This window comes from Nocardia sp. NPDC019395, from assembly GCF_040632335.1.
In the GTDB taxonomy this organism is placed as follows: domain Bacteria; phylum Actinomycetota; class Actinomycetes; order Mycobacteriales; family Mycobacteriaceae; genus Nocardia.
In genome coordinates this window covers 1,233,235-1,250,795 of sequence record NZ_JBEYBT010000001.1, presented here as the reverse complement: position 1 = coordinate 1,250,795, position 17,561 = coordinate 1,233,235, and the positions used below count along the sequence as shown (strand labels likewise).

Below are 17,561 nucleotides of genomic sequence, written 5' to 3'. Positions count from 1 at the left end.
GGCGACCGTGCGCTGCGCCCGCCGGTGAAATCCCGGCGTCTACGCTCGTCTCATGCCTGCCGAGCCTCCCACCGTCACCCGGTTGCGGCCGTTCGCCGCCACGATCTTCGCCGAAATGACCGAACTCGCGGTCCGGTACGACGCGGTCAACCTCGGGCAGGGTTTCCCGGACAGCGACGGCCCCGCGGCCATGCGCGAGGTGGCCCGCCGTGCCATCGCCGACGGCGGCAACCAGTACCCGCCGGGGCGCGGGATGCCGGTGCTACGTCACGCGATCGCGGCGGACCGCGCCCGCCGCTACGGAACCCCGTACGACCCCGATACCGAGGTGCTGGTCACCGTCGGCGCCACCGAAGCGGTCAGCGCCGCCGTCCTGGGGCTGGTCGAACCGGGTGCGGAGGTCGTGCTGATCGAACCCTTCTACGACTCGTATCCCGCGGCGGTGGCACTGGCCGGCGCACACCGGCGCACCGCCCGCCTCACCGCTCAGGGCGACCGTTTCGTCCTCGACCACGACAGCCTCCGGGCCGCGATAACCCCCGCCACCCGGATGCTGATACTCAACTCACCGCACAACCCGACGGGCACCGTCCTGGATCGTGCGGATCTGGCCGCGATCGCCGAAATCGCCTGCGAACACGATCTGATCGTGCTGGCCGACGAGGTATACGAGCATCTGGTGTACGACGGTGCCGAACACATCAGCATCGCCACTCTGCCCGGAATGGCGGAGCGGACCCTGGTCGTCTCGAGCGCCGCGAAAACCTTCAGCGTCACCGGCTGGAAGATCGGCTGGGTATGCGGTCCCGCCGCGTTGATCGACGGTGTGCTGGCCGCCAAACAGTTCCTCACCTTTGTCGGCGGCGGTCCGTTCCAGCCCGCTGTCGCCCACGCGCTCACTCATGAACTGGACTGGGTCGCGGGCCTGCGCGAGAACCTCGCCGGTGAACGGCTGCGCCTGTCCGCCGCGCTCGCCGATACCGGGTTCCGGGTACATCCGAGTGCCGGAAGCTATTTCGTCTGCGCCGATATCCGCCCGCTCGGCGCGGACGACGGTATCCGGTTCTGCCGCGAGCTACCGAAGCGGCTGGGGGTGGCCGCGGTACCGGTGAGTGTTTTCACCGATGACCCCGGCCCGTGGCGCCACCTCGTCCGGTTCACCTTCTGCAAGAAACCCGAGACGCTGGACGAAGCGGTACGCCGGCTCCGGCTCGCGCATATGCCCTGACGGCCGCGGCACTCCGCGATCACGCCGGGTTCTCGGCGATATGCACGGGCAGATCGTCGTCCCACGGCTGACGCACGACCATATCGGCGACCCGCACATATCCGCGTTCGAATTCGCCGGTCGCGGCATCCACCAGCCGGTAGCTCTGCCGCTGCCGGTGCAGGGGCTGCGCGTCCAGCAGCACCACCCGCACCTCGCCGGGCTCGAATCCGCAGCGTTGCTGCAGTGCGCTGATCAACTGCTCGTTGTGCAGGTGGCCGTCACCGAAATTCCAGCCGAGGGCCGTGGAGCAGATACGTTCGCCGTCGGTGAGCAGATAGTCGTCCTCGTTATGACCCGCCATCGCACGATGCGCCAGGGTGAACAACGCCTTGCCGTGCGTATTGAACGCGCGGAAGGCGTATCCCAGATACAGCGGTATCTGTGCGGCCTCCCTGCTCCCGTAGTACCGCTCGAGCTGGGCGGCGGGCATGGTGGCCACGGCGACGATACCGGCCCGGATCTTCGCATCGGCCGACGGTTTGATGCACCACAGCGTGGTGTCCCAGTTACCGGCGTAGTACCGCATACCGGGCAGGAAGGAGACCTTGCGCGGGAACACATTCCCGATCGCCACGATCCCGGCGAGTACCACCAGCAGAATCACCACCGGTACCGGATTGCCGATATCGCCGATACCCACATCCGCGTGCGCGACGAACAGCGTCAGCAGTCCGAAGATCATGAAGACATTCCACTCCAGCGGCACTCCCATCGGAATCGCCGTGAGGATCACCAGGTGGAAGCAGATGAGCGCGGTGGCGGCCACAGCCGTCGGGATACCGCCGTGGCTGAAGAACAACACGACCCCCGCGCACATCTCGATGGCCGTACCGCTGTGGGCGAACAGCCGGGAAAGCCGCCCGGGCCGCAGATCGTCGGGGAACCGCTCGAAAAACAGCCGTTTGACGGCCCGCGGCCGGACCACGGGGCTGTTGGACATCATCGTGGACACCACAAACGGAAAGTGCTTGTTCAGCTTCGATACCGCCGCGCCGACCCAGATGACGACGAAAACCACCTTGGCGGCGACGAGCGTATCCGCACCGCCGAAGAGGAAAGTGACCGCGAGCGCCCCGTACACCTCACCGCGCGCCGCCAGGAAAATGACCTTGTCGCGCAGTCCGAGCACGGCCAGCACGCCGAGCACCGCCGCGATCTCCCAGACCGGCAGCAGTCCGACCGACGTGCCCAGTTCGGGCACCGGCCCGGTACCGTCCGAGAACAGCGCCACCAGCAGCAGGATCAGCAGGGCCGCATACAACACCACGTCGAACGGGGTCCGGGCCGTGCCGCGCGTGAACGGCACCCGGCGCGGCCAGGGTGGCAGCCTGATGGTGCCCGGGCGCAACCAGTACAGGATCGACCCCATCGGCGGGAAGAACCGGTTGTTCAACGGCCCGAAACCGCAGCCGAGCCCCACCACTTCGAACAGCATCGTGAAGAGCACGACCTTCTGGAAGACGATCGGCTCCGACCACCACGACCCGACTGCGGTGAAACCGTCGATTCCCGCGGTGGTCAGCGCGAACAGCATTCCGCCGAGGATGTAGAGGGCGATCTTGACGACATAGAACAGGTGCAGTGGCGGCGGTGTCCCGAAGCCGACCTCGGCCCAGTGCCGGGCCATCGGACGGATCTTCTCCGCTCTGGTCCCCCGGCTCCATTCGTCGTAATCCACCACCGGAAGCTCCGGCCGGAGAATGCCGAACAACCGATCCGCTGTACCCACTGCGCGTCCGATCCCGTCCTCGTTCAATCACTTGATTGAAAAAGGTACTACGCGAGGGCTCGCCTCGGTCAAGTTTCGGCCCGGCGAATACGGATCTACTCGATGAGCTGCTCGCTCTTCAACCAGTCGTAGGCGACATCGGCAGGATCCTCACCGTCGATATCGACCCGGCCGTTGAGCTCCTGCATCAGATCGTCGGTGAGGCGTTCGGAGATCGTCCCGAGCAGCGGCCGCACCTCGGGATACTGCTCGATGATCGCGCCGCGCACGACCGCCGTACCGCTGTAGGGGAGGAAGAACTTCAGATCGTCGTCGAGAACCACCAGGTTCAGATTCTTCACCCGGCCGTCGGTCGTGTAGATCATCCCGAAATTGCACGGGGCGCCCTCGGCCGTCGCCGTGTACACCACACCGGCGTCCATCCGCGTGACATTCCCGGCCGGAACCCCGTTCGGATCGTTGTACGGGATCCCGTATTTCTCCAGCATCGGCAGGAAACCGTCGGAGCGGCTGAAGAATTCGTCGTCCACACAGAAAGTCCGGTCGGCGACCGGGAGCGCGGCCACATCGGACAGCGATTTCACTCCCAGGCGTTCAGCGGTCGGGGTGGACGCGCCGAAAGCGTAGGTGTCGTTGAAATTGGCCGGTGGCAGCCACTCCAGGTCGTACTCGCTTTTCTCGATATCGTGGACCCGTTGCCATAGTTGTTGCGGATCCGCGATCGTCTCGGTCTGGTTGTGGTAGGTGACCCACCCGGTACCGGTGTACTCCCAGAGAATATCGGCGTCGCCGTTCAGCTGGGCCTGTCGTGAGGACGCCGAGCCCGGGGCGCCGGTCAGGTCGGTGACCTGGGCGCCCGCCGCGGCCAGATAGGTGGCGGTGATCTTGCCCAGCAGAACACCTTCGGTGAAACTCTTGGACGTGACGGTGAGCTGCGCACCGTCCAGCGGCCGGTCACCACCGGGCAGGCTCGCGTCGTGGAACGTTCCGGACGAACTCACCAGGCCACATCCGGTGAGCATCGACAGTGTCACGGCGAATACGGAAATCGCGGTGGCCAGCCGGGTTCGTGGCGATCTCATGAGATACCTCGTGGGGTCGCGGCGAGTTCGACGAGTCTGCCCAGCCAATCGATGATCAGCGCCAGCAGCCCGACCAGGATGGCGCCGGAGACCAGCAGCTTCGGCAGGAAGAGGGTGACCCCGGTGGTGATCAGCGTGCCCAGGCTGGTCGCGCCGATGAAGGTGCTCAGCGTCGCGGTCCCGACCAGGATGACCAGCGCCGTGCGCACACCGTTGAGGATCACCGGCACGGCCAGCGGCAGCTCGACCTGGAACAGCGTCCGGGCGCCCGAGAAACCGATACCGCGCGAGGCCTCGATCGTCCGCTGATCCACCTGCCGCAAACCGACGATCGTGTTCTGCAGGATCGGCAGTACCGCGTACACCACGAGCCCGACGATCGCCGTACGGAACCCCGTTCCCAGCCAGAAGGTGAACAGGACCAGCAGGCCGACCGCGGGCGCGGCCTGGCCGATATTGGCGATATTGACGGCGAGGGGTTCGAACCGTTTGATACCGGGACGGGTCAGCGCGATCCCCAGCGGAATCGCGACGACGACCACGATCACCGTCGCCACCACCGTCAGTTTGATGTGCTCCAGAATCGTGGTCTGCAGGTTCGCCCAGCTCAGCGACGCCTCTTCGGTCGCGGTGAAGGTCGCCGACCGGTACCACAGGAAGTATCCGATGCCGATGACCAGGATGATGAGCGGTTCGAACCAGACATCGAGCGGTAGGCGGCGCACTCGGTTCATGACGGGCCGGCCGATCCGTGTTCTCCGGTGCCGGTCGCGTCGGGCAGCCCTGCGTCCCCGGTGCCGCCCGGTACGTCACCGGCGGCCGCATCCGGTACTTCGTCGTCCGCCGCGATTACGGGGGTCGGCGCCGGATCGGTCCCGTCGACATAGGTCACGTAGGAAACGTCCGATTCCTCGTCGCGTACGTCGGCGAGCTTGTCCCGGATCACCTCCGTCACCGAGCCGATACTGAGCGAACCGACGACCGCGCCGCGCCCGTCGGTGACGAGTGCGGCGCCCTGGCTGGTCGCCAGCATGGCGTCGAGCGCGTCGTTGAGTGTCGAGGAGCGCGCGACGACGGGCAACCGCCGGTCCAGGAAATCGGAAACCTCGGGTTTGGTGCCCAACTCCGCGAGTGTGGGCCACGACCGCGGCCGTCCCGCCTTGTCGACCACGACGACCCAGGTATGCCCGGCGGCCTTCGCACGGTCGATCACGGCCGGCGCCGGCTCACCGACCCGCGCGGTGACCACCTCGTCGCAGTCGACATCGCGCACCCGCGAAACGGTCAGATACGCCAGCTTCGCCCCGGATCCGACGAACTCCTCGACGAACGGCGTGGCCGGGTCGGTCAGGATCTCCTCCGGGCGCGCGTACTGTTCGATATGACCGCCCTCGGACAGAATGAGTACCTTGTCCCCGAGCTTGGTCGCCTCCTCGAAGTCATGGGTGACGATCACGATCGTCTTACCGAGTTCGTGCTGAATCGACAGCAGGCTGTCCTGCAGACGCGCCCGGGTGATCGGATCCACCGCCCCGAACGGCTCGTCCATGAGCAGCACCGGCGGATCGGCGGCCAGCGCCCGCGCCACACCGACCCGCTGCTGCTGTCCCCCGGACATATCCTTCGGCAGCCGGTCGGCGAATTCCGCCGGGTCGAGGCCGACCAGATCGAGCAGATACTCGGTGCGCTCGGCGATCCGTTTCTTGTCCCAGCCCAGCACCCGGGGTATGGCACCGATATTCCGGGCTACCGTCCAGTGCGGGAACAGCCCACCCGATTGGATCACGTACCCGATCGACTGCCGCAGTTTGTCCGGGTCCTCCCGGGTGACATCGCGGCCGCCGATGAGGATCCGGCCCTCGGTCGGTTCGATCAGCCGGTTGATCATCTTCAATGTGGTCGTCTTACCGCACCCGGACGGTCCGACGAAGGCGACGATCTCGCCGGCTTCGATCTCGAGATCGAGCCGGGCCACTGCCGGATTCTCCTGGCCCCGATAGCGTTTGACGACCGAGTCCAACGTGATCGACGCCCCGGTCACAGCGCGCTGCGCTGTCGCCGTCGCGGTCCGGCCGTTCACATCCTCGTTCACAGTGCCTCCTCGGAAGCGGATTCGTGCTGTCGGCGGAGGCCGTAGCGAAGGCGGAGGTATCGCATCACGATGCCTCCTTCGGAGCTGGTTCATGCGGTGCCCGGAGGCCGTAGCGGAGGCGCGGACACCGCGTCATGACAGTCCCTTCGCGATCGTGAGACGTCCGAGCAGGACGAGCAGCGCGTCGAACACCAACGCGATGACGACGATGAGGATGGTTCCCGTGAGCGCCATCTCCAAGGCGTTCGCTCCGCCGAGCCGGGACAACCCGTTGAAGATCAGTGATCCCAGGCCCGGGCCGAGAACGTAGGCGACGATGGCGGCGACGCCGACGATCATCTGGGTGGACACCCGGATACCGGTGAGGATCACCGGCCACGCGATGGGCAGTTCGACCGTCAGCAGAATGCGCCAGCGCGAAAAGCCGATTCCCTCAGCGGATTCGATCACCGAGGCCGGAACCGACCGCAGCCCGACGATCGCATTGCCGATCACCGGCAGGGCCGCGAAGAACGCCAGCATGAGAAACGACGGCACCACGCCGAGCCCGAACGGGACCAGCAGCAGCGCAAGCAGCGCCAGCGAGGGGATCGTCAGCGCGACCCGGCTCGAGGTCAGCGACAACGCGGACAGCAGCGGCATCCGGTACACCGCGACCGCGATGAGAACGGCGACCACGGTCCCGACCAGCACCGTCTGAAAAGCCAGGGACGCATGCTGGTACGTGAGGAACGTCAGGGTCTCGCCTCGCCCCTGCACGTAACTCCATAGATTCACGTGATTCCCCTCGTCGACCGCACACCCGCCGGAACGGGGCTGCGCAAGGCCACCGGACATACAAGGGGCCAAGAATAGCCGAACCCCGGCCGCGGGGCCGGATACAACGCGCGGTGGGTGGACCGCCGGATCAGCGGCCGGCGGTCGGATTCACCGCCACAACCAGTAATTGCGTGGCATCCATCGCAACGGACCGGCGTTGCGATCACCGTGATTCCATACGCCCGACACATACATCACCACCTGGCCCCGACCAGCTCTATCGCTATCGCGCGACCGTACAGCGAGCGGTCCACGCCGCCCGGTGCACCGGCCACCGCCACCGATCAGGATCCGGACGCGATCGACCCGCTGCGCGAATAAGACTCTCGGAGTTCGGTTTTCAACACCTTCCCACTGGGATTGCGCGGCAGTTCCGGGACCACCACGATATCCTTGGGGCATTTGTATCCGGCCAGCCGGGTCCGGGCGAAGGCCTCGACTCCCTCGGCGGTCGGCGGCACCGACGGGTCGGCCGGCACGATCACCGCGAGCGGTGCCTCACCCCAGGTCGGATGCGGCACACCGATCAACGCGGCATCCGCGATTCCCGGGTGGGCGGCCAGCACATTCTCCACCTCGGCGCAGTAGATGTTCTCCCCGCCGGAAATGATCATGTCCTTTTTGCGGTCGACGACATAGAGGTACCCGTCCTCGTCCTGACGCACCAGATCTCCGGAGTGGAACCAGCCACCGGCGAAGGCCTCCGCCGTCGCCTCCGGTTTGTTCCAGTACTCCCGCATCACAGTGGGTCCCCGATAGACGATTTCCCCGACCTCTCCGGGAGTCACCTCGTTCATCTCCTCGTCGACGACCCGGACCTCCACATTCAGGATGGGCGTGCCGACCGAGCCGATCTTGCGGATGGCATCCTCACCGCGCAGCGTGCAGGTGACCGGGCTGCATTCGGTCTGCCCGAACGCCGTGGACACCGAAGCCTGCGGGAAGGTCTCGATCATCGTGCGCAACAGGGTCGTCGACGCAGGCGCCGCACCCCACGAGATATGCCGCAGGGCGGACAGATCGTAGCGCCCGATATCCGGCAGCGCGCAGATCGCCTGCCACTGAGCCGGAACGTAGAAACAACTCGAAACACGTTCCCGGGCCAATAGTTCGACCGAAGCCGCGGGATCGAATCCGCCCGACGGTGTGATCACGAACGTGCCACCGGGTAGCAGGCACATCAGATAGCTGGACAGTCCGGCCACGTGGAACAGGGGCGCGCCGTTGAGCGCTACCCGGTCGTCGCCGGATACTCCCTGGTGCAGGATCACGCTGAAGGCATGGAGCAGCAGGTTGGTATGCGTCAGCACCGCGCCCTTGGGTCGTCCGGTGGTCCCGGACGTGTACATGATGTAGGCCGCCGCGTTCTCGTCGACGGTGATCTCGCCGCCTACCGGTTCCACGGCCCCCAGCGCCGTCTCGTACTCGTCGCCGTGCTCGCTCTCCGCGCCGATCACCAGACAGGCCCGCAACCCCGTGGCCTGCCGCCGCGCATCGGAAAAGACATTCGCGAACCGCGAATCCACCACTGCCGCGACGGCTCCGGAATCCTCCAGCAGATACGCGATCTCCGGCGCGGTCAGCCGGAAATTGATCGGCACGCAGATCGCCCCGAGGCGCATCGGCGCGAGAAAAGCCTCCACCACCTCCATCGAGTTGAGGCCGAGGACGGCGACACGATCACCCGCGCCGACCCCGCGGGCCCGCAATGCAGCGGCCAGCCGGGACACCCGTTCATCCAGTGCGCGGTAGCTCCGGGAGATTCCGCCGAACCGCAGTGCGGCGGTATCCGGGATCTTGCGGGCGTGGCGCGCGAGCTGATCGCCGGCGGTCATCCCTCGTGCGGTCAATTGCGAATTACCGGCCATGGCGAGCTCCAAAATCCGAGTCGATCAGACGCGAAGCCTACGCCGCTGTCCGTCCCGCCGTGACGCGTTCGGCATTCCCTACCGGACGACCTACCGCTTGTTCAGCTGTCCCGCGTCGACGGGGACGACCGTGCCGGTGACGTAGCGGGCGTCGTCGGACACCAGCCAGGCGATCGCGTTGGAGACGTCCAGCGGTTCGACCAGATCCACGGGCATCGCGTTGGACAGCGCCCGTGCCAGTTCCGGGGCCCGTTCCATAATGGCCGTCAGGTTGCCGTCCCCGGCCATCGGAGTGCGCACGGCGGTCGGGGCGACGCTGTTCACCCGGATATTGTGCGGTGCCAGGAAGTTCGCCCAGGAGCGCATCAAGCCGATCACGCCGTGTTTGGCCGCGGTGTAACCCAGGAATCCGGCCGTCGGGATACCGACACCGATCATGCCGCCGGTGGAACTGGTCAGCACGATCGAGCCGCCCTGACCGCGTTCGAGCATCGACGGGATCGCGACACGACCGGTATTCCATACACCTTTGAGGTTGACTCCGACGACGTCGTCCCATTCCTGGTCCTCGTCCACTCCGGCGCCACCGGCCCCGATCCCGGCGTTCGCCAGCACTATATCGACCGGACCGAGTTCGGCGGTACCGTCCTGGAACGCCTGCTTCAGCTCGGATATCTCGCGAACGTCGGCCTGCCGTGCGACGATTCGCCGGCCCAGTTTCTCGACCTCGGCGACGGTCTCGTCGAGCTCTTGGGCCGTACCCATCGGGTATCGCACCGAGCCCAGCTGTGCGCAGATATCCACCGCGATCACATCGGCCCCTTCGGACGCCAGCCGGATCGCGTGGCTGCGGCCCTGGCCGCGTGCGGCGCCGGTGATGAACGCGACTTTACCGTCGAGCTTTCCCATTTTCTCTCTCCTCGGGAGGCAGTGGAACTGCGATAGCGCACTGGGTGTGCGGTGAGCTAACCGACGGTGACCGGCAAAGTTTCCCACCCGCGCATCGTCGAGGTGGACGACAGTTCCAGCGCATCCCAGTCCACATCCCAGGCCGGGAAGCGGCGCAGGAATTCCTCCAGCGCCACCCGCGCTTCGAGCCGGGCCAGGGCCGCGCCCAGGCAGAAGTGGGTACCGAAGCCGAATGTCCGCAGGTTGGTCATCTTGCGGTGGATATCGAAACGGTCCGGGTCCGTCCAGCGCTCGGGGTCCCGGTTGGCGGACGCGACCAGCAGCATCATGGCACTTCCGGCCGGGACGGTGGTGCCGTGCAGTTCCACGTCGGCGGTGACGTAGCGGGCCAGGGCGTGGCCGGTCGGTTCGAAACGCAGGGTTTCCTCGATCGCGTTCGGGATCAGCCGCGGGTCGGCCGCCAGTTCGGCACGTTGATCGGGGAAACGGGCCAGTAGCGATCCCAGCCAGCCGATGAGCCGCGCGGTGGTCTCGTTTCCGGCCCCGGCCACTACCGAGATGTAGGTCAGGATCTCCTGACGGGTCAGGGTGCGCGTCACCCCCTGGGTGTCTTCGAATTCCGCGTGCAGCAGCTCGGTCATCAGATCGTCGGACGGGTGTTCGGCCCGCCAGTCGATGTATTCGGCGAAATGATCCGCGTTCGGGATCGCCTGGTCCGAGACCTGCATCTGCTGCCCCGGCTCGGTGCGCAGGTTCGCGTCGGCCCGATCGCGGACCCCCTGCTGGTCGGATTCCGGAATACCGAGCAGCATCCCGATGACCCGCATCGGCACCTCGTTGGCGAACTCGGACATGAGATCGAAACTGCCGGTGCCGGTGAGGCGATCGAGCGAGCGGACGCACAGGTCCCGGATCTGTGGCTCCAGGGAGAGTACCCGCCGCGGGGTGAACACCCGGGCCAGCAGCGCGCGGTGGATATCGTGAGCCGGCGGGTCCTCCATCAGCAGGGTGCCCGGCGGGATCTCGACTCCCGCCTTGATGATCTCCAGGATCGGGCCGCGCGACGATGAGAAGGTCTGCCAGTCGAGCAGGGCACGGTCGATATCGTCGTAACGGCTCAGTACGTAGAAATCGTGCTTGTCGTTGTAGTAGAGGGGTGCCTCGGCCCGCAGGCGCCGGTAGACCGGATACGGGTCGCGGGCGATTGCGCGGTCGAAGGGATCCCAGTAGACCGGATCATCACGACGCACGGGCGAACTCCTTCGATCACTACCGCCTCCGGTGACACGGTGCGACCGACCGCTGGAATCCCGGATGGTCGCGGGCGCCCAGCCGGTCGTTCCGGGCCACACCGAAAAGACGGTTTCCATTGAGCGATAATCACGTTACCAATCAAGGAAGCTTGATATAGCCGGAATGCGATTTCCATTCTTCCGGTGTGCGGGCCGGACGAAGTGCGACCGGCCCGCCAACCGAAACTCAGCGTTTTCACAGGTAGAGGCGCGCACCGGACCGTTGAACGCGGTTCCCGGACTCCGGGAGACAACACGCCTGCTCACGCAGTTTGCGGAGCGGATTCGGCAGAGCTGCACAGGCGAGGATGGTTTGCCCGACTTTCCCGATTACGAATGAGTCACGTTACCATCGCCCCCCGTGACGGACACCATGGTGAGGGCGGACCAGACGCCCCCGGACGAGCAATCTCGGGCCACCCGGCCCGCACGCGGACAATGGGCGAAAGCCGTCGCGTTGGTGGCCGGGCTTCTCGCTACGGTGTTCGCTCTGGCTGTACCGCTGCTGCCGGTGCATGTGGACAAGACAACCCTCTCCTGGCCCCAGGAGGGCTCGACCCGCAGCATCGCCGCACCGCTGGTGTCGTACGCCCCGCAGAGTTTCGACGCGACCGTTCCCGGAGCCGCCCTGGAGCAGCTCGCCGAGAACGGCGGCCTGGCTGCCGCGACCATGCCGGCCGACGCCCCCGATCTGGAGGAGTACGGCTTCGTGGCGCGGGTACAGCCCGCCGAGCGCGGTCAGCCGGCGCGGCTCGAGGTGGTGCTGCGCAGTCAGTCGATGTTCAGCCTGCCGCTCGACCAACTCGGCGACTCCACCCTCACGGTGCATTCCGACAATTCGTCGACCACCGCGGAACTGACCGGATCCGATAACCAGCCCGTGGTCCTACAGGGCGATTTCCGTCCGCAGATGGTCGGCATTTTCAGCGACCTGCCCAGTTCGGGCGGCACCATGGTGTCCGCGGAGGTCGACAGCCGATTCTCGGTCACGCCGACCCTGGCCAAACGCGCCGCCTGTGTCCTGGCGGTGATATTCGCCCTGATCTCGCTGGCTGCCCTGTTCCGGCTGGACCGTATGACCGGCCGGCGCATGAGGAGCCTGCTGCCGCAGCGCTGGCGCACCGTCACAGCCATCGACGCGGTAGTCCTCGGGACCCTGGCGGTCTGGCATTTCATCGGCTCCACAACCTCCGACGACGGCTACCAGTTCGGTATGGCCCGCACCTCGCTCGTCTCCGGGTACATGGCCAACTATTTCCGGTTCTTCGGCGTACCCGAGAACCCGGTCGGCACACCCCCCTACGACGTGATCGCCCATATGACCGAGCTCAGTGTCGCCAGTCCGTGGGTACGGCTGCCCACGCTGCTGGCCGCCTTCCTCGCGTGGCTGGCCTTGAGCCGGGAGGTCATCCCGCGTCTCGGCGTCGTACTGCGCCACGACAAGGTCGTCGTCTGGACCGGTGCGCTGGGGTTCCTCGCGATCTGGCTGCCCTATAACAACGGGCTGCGCCCGGAACCGGTGATCGCGGTCGCCGTACTGCTCACCTGGTGCTTCGTCGAGCGTGCCATCGCGACCAGGCAGCTGCTGCCCTACGCGATCGCCATCCTGATCGCCGCGTTCAGCCTCACCGCGGCACCCTCGGGCGTGATCTGTTTCGCCCCGCTGGCGGCCGGGGCACGGTCGGTGGTGCGGTTCGGCATCGCGCGAGCGCGCAGTATGTCGGCTGCCGATACGGGCCGGCGAGGCGGAGGCACGGCACAGACCTGGATCGCCCGCGCGCTGCCCTACGGCGCCCTCCTCGCTCCCTTGGCCGCGGCCGGAACACTCGTACTGGTATTCGCGTTCGGCGTCCAGCCGCTGTCGGCGATGTTCGAGATGACGCGCGTGCACAACGAAGTAGGCCCATCGATTCCCTGGTACGACGACTATGTCGCCTATCAGCGGCTGTTCACCCCCACCGCAGACGGCTCGATCGGCCGCAGGTTCGGTGTGGTCGCCATGTGGCTCGGCCTGCTGGTGTGCGCGTTCGTGATGCTGCGCAAGGGCGGCCGCATCCCGTTCGTCGCCTCGGGGCCGGCCAAACGTCTGCTGGGGATCACCTTCGGCGCGATGCTGCTGATGGCGACCGTCCCGACCAAGTTCACTCATCACAACGGCGTCTTCGCCGGACTGGCCGGTGCGGTGGCCGTCGTCACGGCCGTGGCGGTGGGTCCGCGGGTGATGCGGGCCCCGCGCTATCGGGCCCTGTTCGCGGCCGTGGTCGCGATCGCGATGGCGCAGATCTTCACCGGCGTCAACAAATGGTTCTACGCCTCCGGGCACGGAATCCCGTGGTGGAACGAGGCCCCGAAGATCGGGGGGATCGGTATGAGCCAGATCTTCTTGACGATCGCGGTGCTGTGCCTGTTGCTCGCCGCCTGGTGGCATGTCCGGGCGCCGGAACCGGGAACGCCGCACCGGGTGTCACCGCGCGCCTGGCGGCTGGCGAAGATTCCACCGCTGACGGTGGCCGCCGCGTTGATCGTGGTGTTCCAGGTGGGTTCGTTCGCCACGGCCGCGGTCAGCCAATATCCCGCGTTCTCGCTCGCCCGTTCCAATATCGACGCGGTCCTCGGCAAACCGTGTGGGCTGGCCAACGATGTACTGGTCGAGACCGACCCGAACGCCGCCATGCTCACGCCGCTGTCCGGCGACGCGGGCGACACCTTCCGTGGAGATTCCGCCGGCTTCGCACCCAGCGGCGTCGGCACCGTCACCTCCCCGGACGACGATGACGAATCCTCCGACGACGGCAGTATCGCCGACTCGATCGACGACGAGACCTCCGACGGCAGCCAGCGGACGCAAACCGGGGGCGCTCCCCTGCCGTTCGGGTTGTCGCCGGCCACACCGGTGCTCGGCACCGCCGGGCAGCAGGAAGCGGCCGAGCTCACCACCGGCTGGTACCGGCTACCCGACCCCGCGGACCGCGCCGGCATCATGGCGATCACCGCGGCGGGCCGATTCCGCGCGGTCACCCAGGACGGTTCGGTGATGCCCGGGCAACCCGTGGATATCGAATACGGCACCGCGGAATCGGCGACCAGCGCGCGGACACTCGGATCGGTGATGCCGATCGATATCGGCCCGGCACCGTCGTGGCGCAATCTCCGGGTGCCGTTGGACGAGATCCCCGAACAGGCCGATGTGGTGCGCATCGTGGCCAAGGACCAGACGCTGGACCCCTCGCAGTGGCTGGCGCTCACACCGCCCCGTATCCCGCAGACGGAATCGCTGGACAAGGTGATCGGATCGGACCAGCCGGTACTGCTGGACTGGGCGGTGGGGCTGCAGTTCCCGTGTCAGCGGCCGTACGACCACAAGGACGGTATCGCGCAGGCCCCCGGTTGGCGTATCCTGCCCGACCGGCCGGCCGCACAGACCACATCCGTATGGCAGAGCCACGACGGTGGCGGCCCGCTGGGCTGGAGCCGTCAGCTGCTGCGCTCCCAGACCATCGCCACGTATCTGAAGGACGACTGGAGCCACGACTGGGGCCAGCTCCAGCGCCTCACACCGATCGACCCGTCGGCCCGCGCGGCCACACCGGCGGTCACCCGGGAGCCGCACGGCGGGCTGTGGAGCCCGGGACCGATCAACGTCGACTGGTAGGCGGTCAGTCGCAGACAGCGCCCTCGGACGCCGACCCCACCAGCCGCGAATACTTGGCGAGCACCCCGCGCGTATAGCGCTGGGGCAGTGGTTCCCAGCCCTCGCGGCGGTGGGTGAGGTCCCCTGGCTCGACCAGTAGGTCGAGGGTGCCCGCACCGACATCGAGGCGGATGCGGTCACCGTCGCGTACGAAGGCGATGGGACCGGCATCCACCGCTTCCGGAGCCACATGGCCTACACAGAGGCCGGTGGTGCCGCCGGAGAATCGCCCGTCGGTGAGCAGCAGCACGTCCTTACCGAGTCCGGCGCCCTTGATGGCCGCGGTGATCGCCAGCATCTCGCGCATCCCCGGACCCCCTTTGGGTCCTTCGTAGCGGATGACCACGACGTCCCCCGCGGTGATCGTCCCGTCCTCGAGGGCGTCCATGGCGGCCCGCTCGCGGTCGAAAACCCGTGCGGTGCCTTCGAACACATCGGATTCGAAGCCCGCGGATTTGACCACGGCACCGCCGGGCGCGAGCGAACCGTGCAGGATCGTGATCCCGCCGGTCGGGTGGATCGGCGCCGACAGCACCCGCACCACCTTGCCGTCCGGGTCCGGCGGCGCTATATCGGCCAGATTTTCCGCCACCGTCCGGCCGGTCACGGTGAGGCAGTCGCCGTGCAGCAGACCGGCATCCAGCAGGGTTTTCATCAGTACCGGGACACCACCCACCCGGTCGATATCGGTCATCACGTGCCTGCCGAACGGTTTGACATCGGCCAGATGCGGGACGCGCCGGCCGACCCTCGCGAAATCGTCCAGGCTCAACGCGACCCCCGCCTCGTGCGCGATCGCCAGCAGATGCAGTACTGCGTTGGTGGACCCGCCGAACGCCATCACCACCGCGATGGCGTTCTCGAACGCCTCCTTCGTGAGAATGTCCGCGGTGGTGATCCCCCGCCGGATCAATTCGATCACCGCTGCCCCGCTGCGGCGTGCGTATCCATCGCGCCGGCGATCCGTGGCCGGCGGCGCCGCACTACCGGGTAGCGACATCCCCAGCGCCTCCGCCGCGCTGGCCATCGTGTTGGCGGTGTACATACCTCCGCAGGCGCCCTCGCCCGGGCAGATCGCCCGCTCGATCGCGTCCACATCCGCCCGGCTCATCAGTCCGCGCGAACAGGCCCCCACCGCTTCGAACGCGTCGATGATGGTCACCTCGCGTTCGCTGCCGTCGGACAGTTTCGCGATTCCCGGCAGAATCGAACCGGCGTAGAGGAAGACACTGGCCAGGTTCAGCCGGGCCGCCGCCATCAGCATCCCGGGCAGCGATTTATCGCAGCCGGCCAGCAGAACCGAGCCGTCGAGCCGTTCGGCCTGCATCACTGTCTCCACGCTGTCCGCGATCACCTCGCGCGAGACCAGGGAGAAATGCATCCCCTCGTGACCCATCGAGATACCGTCGGAAACCGAGATGGTGCCGAACTGCATGGGGAAACCACCGGCCGCGAAAACGCCGTCCTTGCAGGCGCCTGCCAGCCGGTCCAGCGACAGATTGCACGGCGTGATCTCGTTCCACGAGGACGCCACGCCGATCTGCGCTTTCGCCCAGTCGTCGTCACCCATACCGACGGCCCGCAACATCCCGCGGGCGGCGGTTCGTTCCAGGCCGTCGGTCACATCACGGCTGCGTGGTTTCATATCGGGGGAAGTCGAATCACGGGACACGGTGCCATCGTCCCCGCCGCGGGCCGGAATTTCGATGTACCACGCCGAACGGCGACACTGCGTGGACGCCCTGCTGCTCGGTGAACCGAATATCGAGTCCCGGACGGTGTGCTGCCGGCCGAACCATTCGTGCACCGGGCGAGCACAGCCCTGCGCGGCCTGATCTTACGGCCGCGGCGGAATCGGCCGGCCGCTCACCAGGTTTCGATGATCGGCGCGGGGTGCTCGATTCGCCGCCACTGCTCGGCGAGCCGGTCGAGCCGATGCGCGCCCATACCGCAGACGGCCGCGATCTTGTCGTCGCGGACCTCCAGGACCACCACGCCCACCACCCGGTCCGCGGTCGCGGCGATCATCGCCGGAGCACCGTTGACGAGGCCGGCGTAGACCGACATCGGACCGCCGACCAGCCGGCGTTTCGCCGCGGTCGGCTTGAAACCCGCGCGCAGGACGGTCGCGATCCGGCGGGGTGTCGTCAGAACCTGCAGCTTGGCGGCCAGTCCGGCGCCGTCGGAGATCGCGGTGGCGTCCTCGGTCAGCAGCGCCACCAGATGTTCGGTCCGCCCCGAGGCGGCGGCGGCGACGAATGCCTCGACGATCCGGCGGGCCGAGGCACGGTCGGTGGCGCGGGCGTTGCGCCCGGCGGAGACGCGCTGCCGGGCCCGGTGCGTATGCTGCTGGCTCGCGGATTCGGTGATGTCGAGGATTTCACCTATCTCGGCGTGGGTGTAGGAAAACGCTTCGCGCAGAACGTAAACGGCCCGTTCGACCGGGGACAGCTGCTCCATCAAGCGCAGCACCGCCAGAGTCACCGATTCGCGCTGTTCGACGGTATCGGCCGGGCCCAGCATGGGGTCGCCGTCGAGTAACGGTTCCGGTAGCCAGGCGCCGGCCGCGCGTTCGTGCCGGGCGCGCGCCGAGCGCAGCCGGTCGAGCGACAGATTCGTCACCACCTTGGTGAGCCATGCTTCGGGGACCTCGATACGGTCCCGGTCGGCGGCCTGCCAGCGCACGAACGCGTCCTGGACGACGTCCTCGGCGTCGGCGGCCGAGCCGAGCAGCCGGTATGCCAGCGAGGCCAGCCGCGGGCGGCCGGCCTCGAAGCGTTCCACGGTGGTGGTGTCCACGGTCGTCACT

At 67.1% G+C, this 17,561-nt stretch carries 12 protein-coding genes; 2 read left to right on the top strand and 10 right to left on the bottom strand.

All coding sequences use genetic code 11. The annotated features are described in order from the left end of the window. The first annotated feature begins 52 nt into the window (after nucleotides 1–52). Nucleotides 53–1,228 (top strand): pyridoxal phosphate-dependent aminotransferase, encoded by a 1,176-nt coding sequence (locus tag ABZ827_RS05130; protein ID WP_357232967.1) that lies wholly within the window; start codon nucleotides 53–55, stop codon nucleotides 1,226–1,228. Nucleotides 1,229–1,247: 19 nt separating this feature from the next. On the opposite strand, the gene ABZ827_RS05125 is transcribed toward ABZ827_RS05130, so the two are convergent. The 8 genes from ABZ827_RS05125 to ABZ827_RS05090 all read right to left on the bottom strand — a co-directional run bounded on the left by ABZ827_RS05125 (nucleotide 1,248) and on the right by ABZ827_RS05090 (nucleotide 11,019). Further along, complete coding sequence (locus tag ABZ827_RS05125) at nucleotides 1,248–2,981, bottom strand: DUF3556 domain-containing protein (RefSeq protein WP_357234498.1); 1,734 nt, start codon at nucleotides 2,979–2,981, stop codon at nucleotides 1,248–1,250. Nucleotides 2,982–3,094: 113 nt separating this feature from the next. Then, nucleotides 3,095–4,081, bottom strand: coding sequence for a glycine betaine ABC transporter substrate-binding protein (locus tag ABZ827_RS05120; RefSeq protein ID WP_357232965.1), 987 nt, complete (start codon nucleotides 4,079–4,081; stop codon nucleotides 3,095–3,097). Beyond that, a complete protein-coding gene (locus tag ABZ827_RS05115; protein ID WP_357232963.1) occupies nucleotides 4,078–4,815 on the bottom strand; it encodes an ABC transporter permease in 738 nt (245 codons plus the stop codon). Before ABZ827_RS05115 ends, ABZ827_RS05120 begins: the two co-directional genes overlap by 4 nt. Next, a complete protein-coding gene (locus tag ABZ827_RS05110; RefSeq protein WP_357232961.1) occupies nucleotides 4,812–6,173 on the bottom strand; it encodes an ATP-binding cassette domain-containing protein in 1,362 nt (453 codons plus the stop codon). The genes ABZ827_RS05115 and ABZ827_RS05110 overlap by 4 nt, the downstream gene beginning before the upstream one ends. Before the next feature lie 132 nt (nucleotides 6,174–6,305). Then, the gene (locus tag ABZ827_RS05105) at nucleotides 6,306–6,950 is read right to left on the bottom strand and encodes an ABC transporter permease (RefSeq protein WP_357232959.1); all 645 of its coding nucleotides are present in this window, start codon (nucleotides 6,948–6,950) and stop codon (nucleotides 6,306–6,308) included. A 326-nt stretch (nucleotides 6,951–7,276) separates the two neighbouring features. Then, nucleotides 7,277–8,860: a long-chain-fatty-acid--CoA ligase gene (locus ABZ827_RS05100; protein WP_357232957.1), complete on the bottom strand. Its 1,584-nt coding sequence runs from the start codon at nucleotides 8,858–8,860 to the stop codon at nucleotides 7,277–7,279. A gap of 90 nt (nucleotides 8,861–8,950) precedes the next feature. Further along, nucleotides 8,951–9,769 carry a mycofactocin-coupled SDR family oxidoreductase gene (locus tag ABZ827_RS05095; RefSeq protein ID WP_357232955.1) on the bottom strand — a complete coding sequence of 273 codons (819 nt, stop codon included), beginning with the start codon at nucleotides 9,767–9,769 and terminating at the stop codon, nucleotides 8,951–8,953. A 56-nt stretch (nucleotides 9,770–9,825) separates the two neighbouring features. Next, nucleotides 9,826–11,019: a cytochrome P450 gene (locus ABZ827_RS05090; RefSeq protein ID WP_357232953.1), complete on the bottom strand. Its 1,194-nt coding sequence runs from the start codon at nucleotides 11,017–11,019 to the stop codon at nucleotides 9,826–9,828. 403 nt (nucleotides 11,020–11,422) lie between these two features. Here ABZ827_RS05090 and ABZ827_RS05085 point away from each other — a divergent pair, with 403 nt between their 5' ends. Next, entirely contained in the window at nucleotides 11,423–14,713 is a 3,291-nt protein-coding gene (locus ABZ827_RS05085) for an arabinosyltransferase domain-containing protein (RefSeq protein ID WP_357232952.1), read from the top strand. Between the two features lie 4 nt (nucleotides 14,714–14,717). On the opposite strand, the gene ilvD is transcribed toward ABZ827_RS05085, so the two are convergent. Continuing rightward, nucleotides 14,718–16,397, bottom strand: a complete 1,680-nt coding sequence (gene ilvD, locus ABZ827_RS05080; protein ID WP_357234495.1) for a dihydroxy-acid dehydratase — start codon at nucleotides 16,395–16,397, stop codon at nucleotides 14,718–14,720. Between the two features lie 221 nt (nucleotides 16,398–16,618). Next, nucleotides 16,619–17,551: a sigma-70 family RNA polymerase sigma factor gene (locus ABZ827_RS05075; protein WP_357232950.1), complete on the bottom strand. Its 933-nt coding sequence runs from the start codon at nucleotides 17,549–17,551 to the stop codon at nucleotides 16,619–16,621. Nucleotides 17,552–17,561: the final 10 nt, after the last annotated feature.